The following is a 17,801-nucleotide window of genomic DNA, read 5'->3' as shown; positions in this document are numbered from 1 at the left end:
ACCTCTCATTTTTCCTATTAATACCTACAGTTTATATTTTCCCGCTCTATTGTTTAACAAATCAAATATATCGACGTGTTCATTCCATTTATTGGTGTCATTGGATATATTATTCCAATTATCATAATTCGGTAAATAAATTCCACTTTTAAACGAATGATCCTTATTTTTTACAAACATAAACTTATTTTCAAATTTTAAGTTATCAAAGCTGGCTAAATCACTGTGAGCACAATTATTCATTTCACTAAATTTAATCAAAATATTATCAAAATTAACTCTTTTAGCACGCTTAGTCCACTTGTTTCTAGCTTCTTCTTCATCCTTATAATGCAAGAATACAATTTCTATATCATCCAACCTACCAATTGGTATATGACATTGATTCTTTGCTATAATTTCTCTGCGATATTTTGATTCAGTATAGTCGATAAATTCTATATTTTGGCTCAAATAATATCTAAGGTTGCTTACAAACCTTAGATAGTCTTGGGCCCAGAAATATATACCCACAGTTGGTGTTAAATATGGTAATCCAAAGTATCTATAAACATTGCCTGCCCAACAATTATTTGATATTACAGTAAAATTAGTATTCTTTAACTTTCTCCTTCTTAATACCGCCAATAAAGGAATTTTTTCGTCAACTAGCAGCTTTAAATGAGACTTGATTGATTGCATATTTTCGCCTCCTAAAATTATACAATTACCTTATTTTATCAAATAGTATTTTCAAATCCTTTTTCGTTATGAACAAAATCTCCTTATAGGCAATATTGCTCTTATAGTGAAAATAGATTAAAAATGCTATACCACACATGTTATATGACACTACCGAAGATATAGCGGCACCATAAATACCATATATAGGAATCATGACGTAATTCAATATAATATTTGATGTTGCTGCAAAACTTAGCATTATTAGACTATTGACTCTGTAACCATTTGCAATATTATAAGCATATATCATTTTGTAGAATATCATTCCTATAATACCAATTTGCATAATTATTGTGATATTGTATGATTCCAAAAACTCCGTGCCATATAATATCAAAATGATATATTTTCCAAAAGCTGATATTCCGACAAGTGAAATTATTGCAAAGAATAAACTATGTCTAATAACATAAGCTACTTCACTGTCTTTACTTCCTTTAGTTAATTTTGAAAGCAAAATATCCTTTAATGCGTTTGGAACCAACCAAATAAGTTCAGCTAAATTAACCCCTATAGCATAAATCCCTATACTAGAGGATAATACTACCCCATTTAACATTAAAATATCCACTCGGTAATTTATAGTCATAAGGGACACTGTTATCATTGGTATTATTCCAAATTTGAAAAAGCGTGGAATCCCTTTGAATTGAGGTTTAAGTTTAAAGATAGAGATTTCTAAATTAACAAGAGAAATTATTAGATGCAAAATTTCTTTTACTATTAAAAAGGATATCATAAAGAAATAATTCGATTTAAAAAGCACAATGAAAAATATTACAATTATGATATCTGTTAAACCAATTAATATACTATTGATATTTCTCTTTTTGGGTCTTTCTATCAAAACCACATAGTTAATTTGTTTTATTAATATGGTTAACGGGGTTATTAAAGCCGCAATCTTAATGTTAGTTGAAATATCAAAATTAACAATTATGAAAATACTTACTGCTAAATATGCAATAAATACTGTAATCATATTGCTAGTAAAATAAATCGGAAACTCCTTTTTCTCTTTGCGAAAAATTGGATATGTTTGATACATCCCAAATCCTAGAAATACACTAGCTAAACTAACAAAATTTATAATTACAGCTGATTCACCTCTTAAAGTCGGGCCAAAATATCTAGAAAATAGAGAACTATATATAACTCCGCTAAGAATTACGAATATTTTTGCGGCTATTGAAAACATGTAATCATTACTTAATACTTTACTTATCTTTTGAATCAAATGTTTTACATCCTCTCAATTAAAAAATTACATGTTCTAAAAGCAGAACTTGTATTAATGAATGCTACCTATATCATCTTTTGCTTGTTAATGATAAGGAGCATATTTTTACTAAATTTTTATTTTATACACATCATAGAACCTCTCCATGACCCAATAAAAATTCTTCCTTTTTCATCTATTATTGGGACAGAAAGAGTTTTTCCCACTCCTTCTAACTTCCAAACTAAATCACCGTTTTTATTAAAGCAAATTATTGAACCTTCTTTACTAGATTCTTTTATAGTAAATAATACATTTCCAGTTTTGTCGATGGTAGGCGTTGTCCATAAAGCCCTAGTTGATTGCGATATTAGTTCATCTTTTATGACATTCCCCTGATTTTTGTCAACGAAATACAAATGTCCACTAAGCGTCACAAGAACAACGTACGTATCGTATGAAATAGCTGCACTTCCCCTTATTGCACCCTCTAAATCTGTTGACCACTTGACTTCTCCATCCTTACTATAACAATAAAGAATACTTTTAGTTTCTCCATTGCTAGAAGCGATGAAAATGTCACCAGTTTTTGGATCAACACTCGGTGTCGACCAATTGTCCCAGTTGTTTTTCAGTCTTTTCTTCCATCGTACTTTATTTGCAGTGGTTAATGAGTATATCCATCGTTTTTGAGCAACCGCGATTATGTCTCCATATATACCTGTAACTACGCCTGCTAGGTGATGGTTGGGTTTTTCCATTTCTCTTACCCACAATCTTTTACCAGTAATTTTATCCACTGCATGTACCCCTTTACCACAACCTGTTATATAAACTGCATCATCTATTATTTTAGGAGACGCCCATGACATACGATTCCATAACTTAAATTGGTATCTTGATAGTCCGAATTTCATAACAGTCGACAAATAATTTCTAAAATCATTCTTGATTCTTACTTTAAACCTCCTATTTTCTTCCGCTATATCATATGTCCATAATAGTTCCCCATTTAAACTAAAGCAAAGCAAATAACCATTTCCAGAAGCAACAATGACTCTCTCATCATTAATAATTGGACTAGAATAAATCTGAGCGCCTACGCTATACATCCATCTATGATTACCATTTTTGTCGTATGAGTAAAAACATCCATCATGAGAACCAAAATACATATTGCCATACCTATCAAAGACTGGTGCAGATTCAGGTCCAGCTTTAGATAGTGATCGTAAATTAGATTCCCATAGTATTTGTGGTTGCTTGGAAGTATCAATTGAAAAAGGACTTCTAGCTGTATTAAATCTATCAAACAAGAACTGTTCTGATGGAACCAAACAAGACACCCCCTTTAATCTTTTTTTATTATAGTGTTGCGTATCTCTGCTAGTGAATTATTTACTACATCATATGCACTTTTCTTTGCATCATTAAAATTTAAACTTGATTCATGCTCTAATAACTTGTCTATTTTTTTAAATAGCATCTCATATTCAACCTCAGAATTATCTAAAATAGGTTGGTAATGTTCTTCTAACTTAAGTCGATTTAATAAATCAGAAATCTTGCTACTATATTGCTTGTAGATTGATTCATTATCAATAGAAATAAATGATGTATCACTTTTAATACTAAATATCGTTCCATGATAACTACTAGTAATCATCAAATCAATTTCATTATACAAACTAACAAATTCTAAAGGATCCTTAATATATAGCCATTCGGTTTTTGGAATGTAACTATGAATTGAAACAATTTTATACTTTTTCCCATATCTCTCCACAATTCTTTGAGCCACATCTGGATTAACCTTACCAAACATTAATGCTATTACTTTTTTATCCCTTCGAATTTTTTGATGAGGTACCGGTTCAAACTCGCACCCTAGGGTTGGATCGTATATTAGCGATACTTTTTTATCAGTTAAATCTGTAACAAATTCATAGGTATTCTTATCTCTAACGGTTATATAATCATATCCAGATAAAGAATGCTTAATATATGATTTTTCTTTGTCAGTCAAAGTATTTAAATCTCCACGGTTTGCTGAAGGTGCTATACTAATTTTACGAGCTATTATCTCATGAGGTATATAATAAATATTAGGTATATCTACACCAGATTTATTTGCCCATATTTCATCGCTACCTGAAACTAAAATATCATATTGCCTATCTTTAATAAATTTTAGTGCCTCGTTGAAATGTTCTGAATGGAATCGTTCTGACAATTTCAAGTTGGATTCGTAAAACTTAATAATATTTTCATGATTTTTTCTTAGTTTTCTTGATAATAAGAATCTCTTAGGATATTGCAAAATTTCCCTTAAACTTTTACTTTTTCTTCCTTCTGTTGTCTTAGCTCTTGTTGTAATATCAATTAGTTCAACTTCATAATAATCACCAAGATATTTTTCAAGTAATTTAACCGTCGCATATGCCTGCAAAAATGTCCCCCAATTATTCGATCTTACATAGGTTATTACGCCAATTTTGGATTTTTCTTGCCTATTCACTGCCATTAAACTTCCCCCTTTTAGATATCAATAATAGTATCATTATCGGAATTAAATACACTGTTACAGAAGGCCTAAATATTTCAAGAAATGAAGCTCTCACTGAATTCACCAAAACATAAAGCATGGAATACTGTCTTGCATAAGCAAGATTATCGTTATCAATTGTTTTAATTGCAGTAGCTTCGTACATTATCTTCCCAAAAATTATTGCAGCTATAACAAAAAACCAAGAAAAGTCCGCATATAAGTTTCCTACAATAGTAGAACCTAACGTATGACCATCTAAAACATTAATTGTTCTTGAAATTGAAACTTTGTTTAAAAAATCTCTAATTATAAACCCAATTGGCAGTAATGTAGGTATTGCACCAAATATACCTATCCCCAATTGATGTGGTATATATTCAGGTATAAATCTTACAACTTGTACAACTGAATAAAATGAATATCCGAACTCTGACATTGCTTCTATGATTCCTTTAGAGTTAATTAAGTCATTACTAAATTGTTTTAGAAATTCCAGTGGTGATAATAATCCCCTGCTACGAATCACACGTAAAACAGCCAATAAATTTAACATTATATTCGACGCTGTTCCAAGTATTATTAGTTTAATAATGGATAAATTTATATTATATGCCTTTAAGTAACTTAAGACTACCGCTAATATGCCTGTTATATAATATCTCCGATCTCCACTCATAATCATTATTAACACAAAATACAGCAAAGTAGTTATTGCAAGTATGGTTGCAAACCTTCTTTTTTTGTAATTACTTGAAATCAAATAAACTATACCTGGGATGAATAATATCGCAATATCATTATATAGACCTGTCATACCTGCGCGATTTGAGTAAGATCCCGTTAAATAAGTGGTAGCTATCGTGTTATAATCAACTATAAGTCGGAAAGGCAATGATATTGCAATTAGTATACTACCAGTCAAGTATATTAATTTCTTTGCTCTCAGATCAGAAATGTTTTCTTTAAGCTTATATAACTTTGATTTTTTCGTTCTTTTCCCGATCCATGTGAAACCTGTAAACAAAGCTTGAGTGTAACATACAACTATCATGCCGGTAGTATATAAAACATCCAAAGCATACTTATCTAAAAAAGGTCTGTAAAAGGGATCTTCAATCCCAAAAAACCTTAGGTATATTTTACTGTACATAAAAAGATAGGTTAAAATAATGAACCAAAACCTAAAGTCATAAAACAATCTATAATTATAAAAATAAACTATATAATAAATGAGTAAAGATAGTGATAATATACTTACTGTCTTATACCATTCAGAATGGTATGTATTATTATCTTTTGTGTAAATAAAAAATAATAACAGCAGCATTAAAATGAATATATTAAATATTAAAAAAAACAAGTTCCTTTTTTCTACTCTTTTTTTTCTTTCATTGGACTTCTTAATAATCATAGGCATTACTCCATTCAGTGATTAGCCACGTATTCAATAAAATCATTCCATTCTCCATATACTTTTTCTTCTGAAAACTTATTAATGATTGTTTTTGCTTTCTCTCCCATCTTGCTCGCATGGGAGGTATTTTCAATAATATAGCATATTGCATCAGCTAATTCGTCTTCATCTTCCCTTGGTACTAAAATCCCATTCTCATAATTATCAATTAATACTTTAGCACCTCCAGGACTACAATCTGTAGAAATAACAGGTAATCCAATAGTCATTGCTTCTATCAATGCATTTGGAATCCCCTCGTAGTCAGAAGTCAAAACGAACATTCTAGATTTTCTTATACGATCAATTACATTTTTGGTCTTCCCTTCAAAAACCACACTTCCTGACAAGTCATAATCTTTGACCATCTTCTCAATCATAGGTAAATCTTTTCCATCTCCATAAAATCTTAATTTCATGCCATCGTGAATTTTGATAACTTTTCTAAATGCTCTAATCATCAGATCTTGCCTCTTTTGTTTAACATCGAAACGAGATACACATACAATGTCCTTACTGTACTGATTATATTCAAAATGCTTATTGTTCATTTGATTTGGGTTTATTACTGGATTAACAATAACTCTTCCTTTATTTTGAATACGCTTAGAGAAGTACTGTTTTGCACCCTCAGTTTGAAAAACTATACCATCAGCAAATCCAAATAACTTTCTCCTTAACTTATGATTTAACCCATTCACAGAATATGGATCTGATCTCTCAGAGATGATTATCTTTCTTCTATTAAGTATATTAGTAAGTAAATATAGGGACCCCATTGTATCGCCAAAAGTAATAATAATATCAGGATCTATCTTATTTATTGCACTCTTGAGCTTTTTTTGAGTTTTTAACGTTCCAAACAACAGTCTAGAAATTTTATTAGCGCTTTGCTTATCATTCAAATTAATAATATTGATTGAGTTGTCAATTTTTTGTTGCACTTCTCCTGTATAAAACACAACTATTGAAACTTGGTAACCGCTATATGTTAACTGATTCGCCAGCCATGAAATAATTTTAGAAGCTCCACCATAGCTTATTTTAGGTAAAAGTAAAGTTACTTTCATATTCTATCTTCCCTTTTTATACTTTTTAAAAAACTTTCAATAAATTCGGATCTTCTATTATCTATCAACGTCTCACCATACTTTTTAGCTTCTTCATAATTTCTGGTCGCTTGCATCTCCATGTCTTCTTTACTCAAGTTTGTAAGTATAGTAACAATTTCACTTATATTTTTATTTGTGTTGGAAAAAATATATTTTTCATCTAATAATTCAGGTATACCTCCTGTAGCCGCACCAAGGCTAGGTAACCCTCTACTCATTGCTTCTATTAAGGCTCTTGGTAACCCCTCCTGTCTACTAGGCTGAATATATATATCAATCGTATCAAGCCATTCAAAAACTTTATTGTGAGATTTTGCACCTAGAAATTCAACTTGCTCCCCAACATTATATTTTTTAATTATGCTTTCTAGATATGAAGTATCTCCTCCACCAACTAATTGATATCTATAATTGGTATTGCCTTCTGCTTTTAATTTACCTAAAGCTTCAACGACATACTGCTGCCCTTTATAACGAACATCTACAGCTGCTGTCGTTCCTATCACAATCTCTGAGGATGAATTGCTTTTAATTTTTTCAATTCTCTTTGTTAGGACTGCATCATCCATCTTTGGCAACGTTACATTGGAACAATTAGTTTGTTTCCCTTTCGTAGGATATCTATTTTGTAAAAATTTATTAGTGACGTATATAACATAAGGCGCTTTTCCCAGTATTTTTTTAGTAGATTGCATCATAAAAGGTGCAACAAATTTTCCTTTCAAGCTATGATTCCATAAGGAATCCCATGGACAACCTACCATTTCTACTAAGTAAGGCTTGTCCTTCTGCTTTGCATATTTAATGATTTTTGAAGAGTATGTTCCCGGTATCCTTGCTATAATTACATCTACATCATTCACTATTTTCTTAGCTATACTTTCATATAATTTATTACTTCTAAAATAAGTTTTATAGTTATGAATATCTGGAACTTCCACAAAAAACAAACCATCACCATCAAATTTATTAAATCCTGCTATATGTTCATCACTAATACTTTGTTTACGGCCAATTACATATAATTCATCAAAATGTTTTAGATATCTATTCCAATAATTGGTGTCATATCCTCGAAGATACAAGTTTCCATTTGAGTCTTCAAAAAATTTCAGTCCATGTGCAAATAATGCCTTCAAGCTTTCACCGCCTTAATCATTCTTTCATATTCTTCTAATAGAGTATTCCAAATTTTATTTCTATCATATAAATCTCTAACTCTCTGTATTCCATTCTGCCCCATTTCTTTCCTTAGTGCTGGATCTTCAATTAGAAGTTCTAGTGCATCAATTAAATCACAAACATTATTACTTTCAATTAAAATACCTGTTTTTTGATCTTCAATTGAGTCTTTACACCCTACGATATCTGTTGTTATTACAGGTAGTCCAACTGAGTTTGCTTCAATGTTAACTAAGCCAAACCCTTCCCTCCAGGAAGGTAAAACAAAAATATCACAACAAACCATGTATTCTAACGGATTATGAACCTGCCCAAAATATTGTACATTAGGCAATTCTCTAATCTCATCAAACACAACACTATTTTGCGAATTTTTAATTTCTGTTGGTCCACATAGAATTAATCCAATGTTCTGTTTTGACCCTATTAATCTTTTGTAAGCTTTCAAGAGCTCAAATATTCCTTTTTCTTCTGTTATTCTACCTACAAAGCCTATTGTTACTTCATTTTTCTTAATGCCTAATCTGATAGCAGTTTGTTCTTTATTCTTTCGTATTTCCTCTGAATCTTTAATATCAATTCCTTTAACACTACCGTTCAGTAGTACCATAATTTTTAAATTAGATCCTAATCCTGACGCAATAGCAAACTCTTTAAGACTATTACTTACAGCAAAAACCTTCGTTGAAAGACTAATTGTCATTTTTTCCATCCATTTGATAATTAATCGTTTTGCTCCTACTTCACTAGGGTACTTTAATCCGTGCAAATGATAAGGTCTATGTTTTATTTTAAGCAATTTTGCAGCCATCATCGCCAAAATACCACCCTTTGGCGTATGTCCATGGACAATTAACGGTTTTTCTTTTTTGAGAATGGAAATTATTTTAATTAGAGCAGATAAATCTTTAATGGGATTTATACCTCTGCTCATATTAACTGGGTAATATTTAACATTCCCAAGTCTTTCTTGATGTCGAACTTCTTCACCATCTGAGCAGATTACTATTAATTCATATCCTTTACTTTTCAATTTTTCATATAATCCCTCAAGGAAAATTACTGACATCGAAACAGTAAAAACATGTACTATTTTCTTCATCTTTTTTTCTCTACTACTTCTCTTAGAACTACATTTGCATAATTTAATGCATCTTCTTCAGAGATTGAAACATAATTACAGTTATCTATGAGTTTGTTTAATATTTTCTTCTCTGTATCATACATTGCTTCCGGTGAAAACCCTTCGTTAAAGTAATCCATAACTACTATTGATGGCGCCTTATGATAATTAAACTCATATTTGTTAAGGTTAATTAATTTCCTTAGGCCTTCAGCCTTATCTCTTTCGATATCGCTTTTTCCTCTTTCAAGAACGACAATATCTGTTGCTCTAGAAAAGTGCTTAATACTATCTTCACCAAGATATGTATCAATCGACTTGTTTTTCTTAACGGAAATCAACTCCATAATCGGCAATACTGAGGTGATTTTGTTAACAATAGTATCAACTTTAGATTCATTTATATCATCATAATATCTAAATGTACTCGTCCAAGGAACAGCCCATACATTTTCTCCATCTGTTAATGCAAAATCCTCTGCAATAAACTTGAAGTTATGGTCTTTACAAAGCTGAATACTTGTGAGTGTTTTGCCTGTATTCGGCGGAGCAAATATAATAATCGATTGATTATCTTCATTAACTGCTGAACAATGTATAGTGGCTATGCCATTTTTTAATAGTAACCCTGCTGTAATATCAGTTAATGTATATGACATTGAATGTAGACCCATTATTCTATGTTTTACATACTTCATATAGTTTTTGCCTACAATAACATTTATTTCGTTTCCATTGATTTCAATAGAATATCTTAATTTACTTTTACCAAAGAAATTTCTTTCGTAATAAACTTTATTCTCCTTTCTATTGGCGCTAAAATAATGGTATTTACCCATTTTATCAAGATTAATGTCTGCACCAAAAACATCATTTGAATGTCTTACATCTACATTAATTTTTATCTTACATTCATCAAACTTTTCTTTTGTAGATTCTGGAGCTACCGTTCCATAAGACCAAGGAAACTCTTTTTCATTGGTTTTAACCCCTAGAATACCATCAACATAAACAAAATAATTCATAATCAACTTCCTCTTTTCATATAATAGTGTGTTTTCGTTTGATTTAATCTATCTTCCTCACCGGAACCCCTACATATGTCCCAGGTTCAGTAATATCCTTAACCACTACAGCCCCTGCACCTACTTTGCAACCACTGCAGATGTTTACATTATTGCTTACAATACTTCCTATTCCTAGCCAGCTCCCCTTGCCAACTTTCACTTTTCCAGCCAAGTTAGCCCCAGGAGATATATGTATATAATTTTCAATAACATTGTCATGATCCAAGCTAGAACTCGTATTGATAATACATCCTTTACCGATTCTAGTAGAGCTATTAATCACAGTTCCGGCCATAACAACAGTTCCTATGCCGATCTCAACATCCGTACCAATAATCGCACTGGGATGAATCAAACTAACCACATTTAACCCTTCTTCAATTAATTTCTCCTGGACTTTTTCTCGAACAGCATTGTTTCCAATCGCAACAAAGAAATCAGCTCCCTCTTTATATGTAAAAGCATCAGTAGTTTTACCGATGACTTCTAATCCCATAGATATCTTAATAGACTCGTCATCATCGAGGAATGCGATGCTTTGCCACTTACTCATTTTTATTGCTATGTCAGCGATAACTTTTCCATGTCCACTGGCACCTATGATGATTAATTTATCTTTCATGGTAAGTACATTCCCCTCTGAAATAATAAATGTATAATTGCAGTAATCTCAATATTTTAACTGTCTACTTTACTTCCTCTAAAAGGCTCCATTGTAACTGATGTATCTGAACTGATGCCTTCCTTAACAAATACTTTCTTAATCGTCTTGAATATAATCTTCCAGTCTTCTATAAAACTTATATTCTCAACATACTCAACATCCAGATTAAACTTATCTTCCCAGCTAATCGCATTACGTCCATTAACCTGAGCATGTCCAGAAAGACCAGGTCTCACTTCATGTCTTCTCTTTTGATGCTCGTTATATAGCTCTAAATAAATAACTAATAAAGGTCTAGGTCCTATTACCGACATGTCCCCTCGTACTATATTCCAAAGCTCCGGAAGTTCATCTAAACTAGTAGCTCTAAGTATTCTCCCAAACTTAGTTAGTCTAACTGAGTCAGGTAATAAATCTCCGTTTTCATCTCTTTCATCTGTCATAGTTCTAAACTTATACATTTTAAATATCTTCTCATTTTTACCAGGTCTGTCTTGAGTAAATATGATTGGACTACCTAGTTTTGTTCTAACTAAAATAGCCACGATAAAAAGTATAGGACTTAAAACTATAAGAGCAGATATAGAAAGGAAAAGATCCTGTGGTCTTTTTATAAACTTTTCATAGAACCCTTTCTTTCTCTTCATATTACTTCCATAGCTCCTTTATAATTGAACATATTCTCTCAAGATCTTCATCCGTCATCTTCGTATCAGATGGCAAGCACACACCATTCTCAAACAGCTTCTCACTCACATCTGAACCGATATAATCATACTCCGCAAAGAACGGTTGCATATGCATCGGCTTCCACACTGGTCTTGATTCAATATTCTCTTTCTCTAATGCTTCCATGACATCTAATGGCCTTACTTCTCCCTTCAATGTCATAACACTTAACCAGTAATTAGGCTCGTTCCAATCATTGATAGGCATAAATTTTACACCTTCTAACTGACCAATCTCTCTCTTATAATATTCAAATATATATTTTTTCTTATCTACTCTTTCTTCTAATACTTTAAGCTGTCCTCTACCAATCCCAGCAACCACATTGCTCATACGGTAATTGAACCCTAATTCGCTATGTTGGTAGTGCCTTGCTGCCTCTCTACTTTGGGTAGACCAGAATCTTACTTTCTTGATCTTCTCTTCATCATCAGAAACTAACATGCCACCACCAGAAGTAGTTATGATTTTGTTTCCATTAAACGAGAACACTCCAAACTTTCCAAAGCTTCCCGTATGTTTTCCTTTATAGTAGGCACCTAAAGACTCAGCAGCATCTTCAATCACCGGTACATTGTACTTATTACAAATCTCCATGATCTTATCCATATCAGCAGAAAGGCCATATAAATGCACAACTAAAACAGCCTTGATTTTATCTCCGTATTTCTCAAAGGCTGTCTCTAATGCTTTAGAACACATATTCCAAGTTTCATAATCACTATCTATAAATACTGGAGTAGCGTTCTGATATATAATAGGGTTAGCAGTAGCAGAAAAAGTAAGACTTTGACAAAGGACTATATCCCCCTCACCAACGCCTACGGCCTTAAGTGCTAAATGAATAGCTGCTGTACCCGATACTAAAGCGGCACCGTGTTCTGAACCTACTTTAGCTGCTAGTTCTTTTTCAAACTCATTAACATTAGGTCCTAGAGGAGCTACCCAGTTTGTATCGAAAGCTTCCTGTACATATTGCATTTCATAGCCTTCATCGCTCATGTGGGGGCTGGATAACCAAATTTTCTTTTTATCGACATTATGTATATTCATAATAATTGTTTCCTTTCATTGATGTATAGTTGAAAGTGGAAAGCAGAAAGTGGAAAGTGGAAAAATAAATAAGTCTAAAGTCTAAAGTCTAAAGCTTAAAGTTGAAAGGAAAACAATTAAGTTCAAAATCTTCAACTTTCTACCCTTCTACTTTCCACTCTTATCTACCGCCACCATCAACCCATTCAAGAGTCTTCCTACTTCCTTCGTTATGTTTAATATTTCTTGATATTTATCTTCATTTATGTAATTCAAATCTTTTGATAGTAAAATTTGATACTTTAGTTCTTCCAGAGATCCTCTTGCAATCAACAAGAACCTTTTAAAATCTTTGCTTGAACCTCTAGCTTTACCTTCAACGATATTACATGGGATAGAAGTTGATGACCTGCCCATTTGAGAAGTAAGGCCAAACAGTTCATCCTTTAAGTCAATAAAACATGATTTTTTATCAACTTTTTATCTTGTATTTAATCCATCTTATAAAGAGCCACCCACTCTACTATATAACTTTTTTCACTATCTCCATAATGATAAAATCTTAGATCCTGTCCCCCTGCTTCTAAGTCTTCTGTTGTAGTAAAGGTAAAGCTATAGGTCCCTTCCCCATTAGGCTTTCCTAAGGGCCTTTGACTAAATTGAATAGCAGTTCCACTTCTACTATGGAGGAGAAGTTGTAGATGTTCTTCTACATCTCCCCCTAGCTTTAAATCAATGCCGTAGGTTGTAGAGGGTTCTAGCTGAAATTGCGGGGTCAATAGTATTCCTAAATCTTTGCCATCATTGACAACCCGAATCCCCTTCTCCACTAGTTCTGTCTGTATATTGCCTCCTTCTCTATTCCAAGTCCACCAACCATTGGGCAGTCCTCTAGTTTCATCTATATGCTGATCTAGGTAAGCGATATAGATTATGTTGTCTACTCTTTCTTTTATCATGGATTTTTCTATATTTTCTTTTATATATCTATTTTTAGCTAATGTATTGATGGTTTCTCTATTTAACTGGATAGTCCTTTCCGCCTGACTATTTCCTACCTCTACATCCTCCACTACCCCAGTAGCCATCTCAAACATCTCTTTAGCTTTTTCAGTCTCTCCATTATCTAGATAATAGTTAGCTACTATACTATAGGCATTAGCCTTTGTTTCATAGACAACAGGTCTTAGGGGTGCTGCCGTCACCATCTTCTCTATATATCCAAAGCCTTTTTCAAAGTCCCCTAGGGATAGATACAGCTGTCCTAGTTGTCCTAGAAGGTTTTCATTATGAGGGGAGTATTGTAGGGCCCTTAGTAGATTCTCCTCCGCCAGCTGGAACCAGACCTGCTGTTGGTTTTGTTCTCCTATCATGGTCTGTAGTCGAGCCATGTCTCCCCTAAAGTCCTTGTTAAATCCATCTCTAGCGATGGCACTCTCCAGTAGGGTATAACCCTTTTCATAGTCCCCTTCATATTGAAGGGCTTCTGCTGCCCTTACGGCTGATTGGTGTCCCCCATAGAAGGAGAAAGAGATAAAGATAAAGGGTAATATTAAAACAAGGGGTATGGCAGCATATAGTTCTTTATTGAGTTTTTCTTTGATCTTCACATTCAGATTCTTTATAGGTTCTACATCTACTAGTGCCATCAGTCCCCACATAAATAGAGGGATGGATAGATAGGAGAAGTTAAAGTCCAGTCCACTATGGGTTAGGAGGGACCCTATGGCAAATAGGATAGTCATCTCCATTGTTCTCCGGTTTTTTACAGCCATCATAAATAAAGCTAAAAGCATCCCTAAAAAGACCAACATTAATAACATACCTATGACCCCTACCTCCACTAGGGTCTGTAGGAAATAATTATGGGCTTCTGTACTGAAATAGGGCTCTGATTGATACTTAGCATAGAGACCATGCCAAGCTCCCCCTCCGGCTCCAAAGATAGGATAGTTCTTAAAGATTTTAAAGCTGTCCCTATAATAGGCGACACGGGTGGTGAAGCTTTGTTGATTTAAGTCTAGCACATTGATCCGATTAATGATGGTTTCTGGTATAAAGCGATAGCTTAGGTTGATGGTGTCCACCACCTCTTCATCCACCGTCAGAAGCTTTGCTTCATAAAAGGTGACCTGTGTCCCGGGATAAAGGTTATCAAAGTATATAGCTAGCTTCTCCGTATCTTCATTGGTAGTGAAGGGTAGGAGGATATCTCCTGCTTCATCTACTTCTCCGTTTCTCGTTAAGAGGGCTTGTCGTTGTCCTTCTCCATCTATACTGAAGATTCTAATCCTCCAGGGCCATTGATTTTCTTCGTTGCCTACAGCCTCTAGGTTCAGAAATAGATTATAATCTTGATTGCCTTCAACGCTTCCTATAACCCTATGGATATTATTACTCTTATTTTCTGTTGCTTCACTATTATCAAATGTGAGGGGTCTAGTGACATTAAAGGCGGCTGTTGTCAATATGACAAAAGCAACCATAACTGCTGCTAGGCCAATATATACCTTTTTAAAATCCTTTTCTTGAAGCTTTTGAATAATAAGTTGAGCTCCTATGTAGATTCCTAAAAATATAGCTATCCCTATTACTACTGTCAAAACTGCCCTAGGACTCTTGTCCTCTATATTTGTCGTATAGCTACTAAAGGGCTGTAGTAATAGAAGACTAGGCACAATCACTGCTATGTAATAAAAGATGGTCTTAACCCTTTCCATAGATGGTAGGATGACCAAATAAATAAGGGCAAATATAGGGAAGATAACCCATGCTGTTCTAGAATAGGTAAAGATAAAGGTAAAGGCCATTACAAATCCTGCTGTAGCATAGAGGTTTCTTTTCCAGTTGTTATTTTCTATAGCTTGTTTCCCTGCAGTAATAAAAAACAAGGTCATCATAAAGGCTGCCAGGGTATTCGGATATTGGAAGGTGGAGGATATTCTGTTGCCTAATACTACGTCCTGCAGGGTTACATAGCCTGCTCCCCCCAATAGACCGATGATGGCGGTGCCTACACCACTTAAAATAAATATGTCTACAATCCAGTTTTTATACTTTTCCTCTACAGCATATTCCTTCACCATAAGATAAACGACAAAAAAGTTGGTATATCTCAGTACTAGACCTATAGCCCCCCTTAGGTCCGCCCATTGTCTAAAAACAATAGGGAGGATATAGGCAACTATGAAGAATAGTCCTATGTAGTCAAAGGGATTGTTGAAGGAGATCTTTTCTCCCTTTGTGACTTTGTTGATTAAATAGATGGTGAATAATCCAAAGGATAGGATATGGGTGATTAAAATTTCTTTTTGAAAAAATAGTCCTCTAAAAAAAGGGGGATAAAAAAGCAGGATGGCCAATAGAGTAAATAAAATTAGGCTTTTTCCTTCTTTTTTTGTTGCTATGGTGGATCTATTTTCTTTTGTTTTTTGCTTAAATTCTTTTGGTTTCATATTAACAGCTCCTTTTAGCAGCTACGCCACGGGGACAGTCCCTCAGGCCCACTGAGAAACGCGAGCCAGATGGACAGTCCCCGTGGCTCCATTTCCGTATCGATGGTATAAATTTAAAATGTAAAACTAAGCTAGATTTTCTTTTTTCTTTTCTTCTCCTGACGTTTGCCAATACTCCATAAAGAAGGCCATGAATACTCCTATCATGACACCCAACACTGCTGCTATAGCAAGGTTTAGAGTCTTTCTAGGTCCTATTGGACTGGTTGTAGGGAAGGCTCTGGATATGACGGTAATGGTGGCTTCCCCTATCTGGGAGGATTCTGCTATTCTTAGCTCCTCATATTTTTTTACAAAGGCATCATAGGTATTTTCAGCAATGTATACCCTTTGATTGATTAATCGTTCCTGGTGCTTTTTGTCCTGCAGCTCCCCCTGGATGCCTTCTATTTGACCTTGAAGGGTCGTGATTTGACTTTGTATATTGGCTATATTGGATTCCACTTCCGCCAGCTCTATTTTTAACAGGGTGGCGGCATCCTCTATCATCAGCTGTAGATTTTCTATCGTTGGATTGTCTTCATCTGATGATTGGTTCTTTAAAATAACCCTACTGGCATCCCCTGACTCCCTTACAGCCACCGGGATGGCCGCCTTTAACGCCTCTCGACGTATATGTAGATCCGTTAGCTTTGTTTTATATTGGGTGATCTGCTCTAGTCTTGCATCCAGTTCCCTCTCCAGCTCTGATACGCCCCTTGGCTCTGATAAAAATTCCTTTAGCTCCTCTAGAGCTTCATCTAGCTTTTGTTTTTCGATTTCCATTTGGGCCTCTACATATCTAGAGGAATTGGTGGCATGCTCTTTAGCCTTGTCGGAGACAAAGGCCACAAAGTTTTCTCCCACTTTATTGACAATTTCTGCTGCCCTTTCAGGGTCTCCATGCTTCATTTTAAGGGTAATCAGGTTGGTGTCCTTTATGGTTTCTAGCTCGATGGCCCTTGCTAGACTTTCAATGTCGTATTCTTCCTCTAGGCCTAGATCAGCTATGGTGGCTCTCATAATTCTAGGGGCCTTGATTTGCTGTCGATAGGTTTCTAGGGTCATGGTGGGATATTTTGACAGGGTATTCAACAAGCTGTCGATTCCCTCCCCTTGAATCTGATTGGGCTGTAGCTTATCACTAAATTGAGAGGCCATCAGTACCATTCTCGTTTCATACACTGGTTCTAGCATAAAAAAGCTTACGATACCGGCAGTTATTATGGCTATCAGTGTAACAGCTATAATTAATACCTTTCTTTTTATTAAAACCTCTATTAATTCCCGTAGACTTATTTCTTCTATATTATCCATTGTCTTCAGCTCCTTTGATTCAATGTGTATAGCAAGGAAATTTTTCCCTAAACATATATATATTCTACATCTATACTATAAACCCTTTAAAACAAATAGTTTTTTAGAAATATATAGAATTTTTTCTATTTCTTTTAT

At 33.9% G+C, this 17,801-nt stretch carries 15 protein-coding genes; all 15 read right to left on the bottom strand.

Going from position 1 to position 17,801, the window contains the following annotated elements; translation table 11 throughout:
• Window positions 1–24: 24 nt before the first annotated feature.
• Window positions 25–681 carry a DUF1919 domain-containing protein gene (locus tag BLS22_RS00650; RefSeq protein ID WP_090548838.1) on the bottom strand — a complete coding sequence of 219 codons (657 nt, stop codon included), beginning with the start codon at window positions 679–681 and terminating at the stop codon, window positions 25–27.
• 25 nt (window positions 682–706) lie between these two features.
• Complete coding sequence (locus BLS22_RS00645; RefSeq protein WP_090548835.1) at window positions 707–1,960, bottom strand: MATE family efflux transporter; 1,254 nt, start codon at window positions 1,958–1,960, stop codon at window positions 707–709.
• 119 nt (window positions 1,961–2,079) lie between these two features.
• Window positions 2,080–3,279, bottom strand: a complete 1,200-nt coding sequence (locus BLS22_RS00640; protein WP_176761989.1) for an outer membrane protein assembly factor BamB family protein — start codon at window positions 3,277–3,279, stop codon at window positions 2,080–2,082.
• A gap of 14 nt (window positions 3,280–3,293) precedes the next feature.
• Window positions 3,294–4,466, bottom strand: coding sequence for a polysaccharide pyruvyl transferase family protein (locus BLS22_RS00635; RefSeq protein ID WP_090548828.1), 1,173 nt, complete (start codon window positions 4,464–4,466; stop codon window positions 3,294–3,296).
• Window positions 4,453–5,901 carry an O-antigen polymerase gene (locus BLS22_RS00630; protein ID WP_176761988.1) on the bottom strand — a complete coding sequence of 483 codons (1,449 nt, stop codon included), beginning with the start codon at window positions 5,899–5,901 and terminating at the stop codon, window positions 4,453–4,455. Before BLS22_RS00630 ends, BLS22_RS00635 begins: the two co-directional genes overlap by 14 nt.
• Window positions 5,902–5,915: 14 nt before the next feature.
• Window positions 5,916–7,013, bottom strand: coding sequence for a glycosyltransferase (locus BLS22_RS00625; RefSeq protein ID WP_090548824.1), 1,098 nt, complete (start codon window positions 7,011–7,013; stop codon window positions 5,916–5,918).
• Complete coding sequence (locus BLS22_RS00620; protein WP_208974648.1) at window positions 7,010–8,194, bottom strand: glycosyltransferase family 4 protein; 1,185 nt, start codon at window positions 8,192–8,194, stop codon at window positions 7,010–7,012. The genes BLS22_RS00625 and BLS22_RS00620 overlap by 4 nt, the downstream gene beginning before the upstream one ends.
• Complete coding sequence (locus tag BLS22_RS00615) at window positions 8,191–9,339, bottom strand: glycosyltransferase family 4 protein (RefSeq protein WP_090548821.1); 1,149 nt, start codon at window positions 9,337–9,339, stop codon at window positions 8,191–8,193. Before BLS22_RS00615 ends, BLS22_RS00620 begins: the two co-directional genes overlap by 4 nt.
• Window positions 9,336–10,385: a hypothetical protein gene (locus BLS22_RS00610; protein WP_090548819.1), complete on the bottom strand. Its 1,050-nt coding sequence runs from the start codon at window positions 10,383–10,385 to the stop codon at window positions 9,336–9,338. Before BLS22_RS00610 ends, BLS22_RS00615 begins: the two co-directional genes overlap by 4 nt.
• 43 nt (window positions 10,386–10,428) lie before the next feature.
• On the bottom strand, window positions 10,429–11,049 hold the full coding sequence (locus BLS22_RS00605) for an acetyltransferase (RefSeq protein ID WP_090548816.1): 621 nt from the start codon (window positions 11,047–11,049) through the stop codon (window positions 10,429–10,431).
• A 56-nt stretch (window positions 11,050–11,105) separates the two neighbouring features.
• Window positions 11,106–11,738: a sugar transferase gene (locus BLS22_RS00600; protein WP_090548813.1), complete on the bottom strand. Its 633-nt coding sequence runs from the start codon at window positions 11,736–11,738 to the stop codon at window positions 11,106–11,108.
• Between the two features lies 1 nt (window position 11,739).
• Window positions 11,740–12,801: a DegT/DnrJ/EryC1/StrS family aminotransferase gene (locus BLS22_RS00595; protein ID WP_280139553.1), complete on the bottom strand. Its 1,062-nt coding sequence runs from the start codon at window positions 12,799–12,801 to the stop codon at window positions 11,740–11,742.
• Window positions 12,802–13,020: 219 nt separating this feature from the next.
• Complete coding sequence (locus BLS22_RS00590; protein ID WP_280139560.1) at window positions 13,021–13,308, bottom strand: four helix bundle protein; 288 nt, start codon at window positions 13,306–13,308, stop codon at window positions 13,021–13,023.
• A gap of 35 nt (window positions 13,309–13,343) precedes the next feature.
• Window positions 13,344–16,307 carry an O-antigen ligase family protein gene (locus BLS22_RS00585; protein WP_090548803.1) on the bottom strand — a complete coding sequence of 988 codons (2,964 nt, stop codon included), beginning with the start codon at window positions 16,305–16,307 and terminating at the stop codon, window positions 13,344–13,346.
• Between the two features lie 126 nt (window positions 16,308–16,433).
• Entirely contained in the window at window positions 16,434–17,663 is a 1,230-nt protein-coding gene (locus BLS22_RS00580; protein WP_090548800.1) for a GumC family protein, read from the bottom strand.
• Window positions 17,664–17,801: the final 138 nt, after the last annotated feature.

This window comes from Natronincola ferrireducens (assembly GCF_900100845.1).
In the GTDB taxonomy this organism is placed as follows: domain Bacteria; phylum Bacillota; class Clostridia; order Peptostreptococcales; family Natronincolaceae; genus Natronincola_B; species Natronincola_B ferrireducens.
The sequence above is the reverse complement of the archived record's forward strand: the minus strand, read 5'-3'. Positions and strand labels throughout refer to the sequence as shown.

What these genes read in the sequence shown, in the direction of transcription:
- BLS22_RS00650 (WP_090548838.1), bottom strand. Translation starts at nt 681, where the DNA reads ATGCAATCAATCAAGTCTCATTTAAAGCTGCTAGTTGACGAAAAAATT.
- BLS22_RS00635 (WP_090548828.1), bottom strand. Translation starts at nt 4,466, where the DNA reads ATGGCAGTGAATAGGCAAGAAAAATCCAAAATTGGCGTAATAACCTAT.
- BLS22_RS00630 (WP_176761988.1), bottom strand. Translation starts at nt 5,901, where the DNA reads ATGATTATTAAGAAGTCCAATGAAAGAAAAAAAAGAGTAGAAAAAAGG.
- BLS22_RS00625 (WP_090548824.1), bottom strand. Translation starts at nt 7,013, where the DNA reads ATGAAAGTAACTTTACTTTTACCTAAAATAAGCTATGGTGGAGCTTCT.
- BLS22_RS00615 (WP_090548821.1), bottom strand. Translation starts at nt 9,339, where the DNA reads ATGAAGAAAATAGTACATGTTTTTACTGTTTCGATGTCAGTAATTTTC.
- BLS22_RS00610 (WP_090548819.1), bottom strand. Translation starts at nt 10,385, where the DNA reads ATGAATTATTTTGTTTATGTTGATGGTATTCTAGGGGTTAAAACCAAT.
- BLS22_RS00605 (WP_090548816.1), bottom strand. Translation starts at nt 11,049, where the DNA reads ATGAAAGATAAATTAATCATCATAGGTGCCAGTGGACATGGAAAAGTT.
- BLS22_RS00600 (WP_090548813.1), bottom strand. Translation starts at nt 11,738, where the DNA reads ATGAAGAGAAAGAAAGGGTTCTATGAAAAGTTTATAAAAAGACCACAG.
- BLS22_RS00595 (WP_280139553.1), bottom strand. Translation starts at nt 12,801, where the DNA reads ATGCAATATGTACAGGAAGCTTTCGATACAAACTGGGTAGCTCCTCTA.
- BLS22_RS00585 (WP_090548803.1), bottom strand. Translation starts at nt 16,307, where the DNA reads ATGAAACCAAAAGAATTTAAGCAAAAAACAAAAGAAAATAGATCCACC.
- BLS22_RS00580 (WP_090548800.1), bottom strand. Translation starts at nt 17,663, where the DNA reads ATGGATAATATAGAAGAAATAAGTCTACGGGAATTAATAGAGGTTTTA.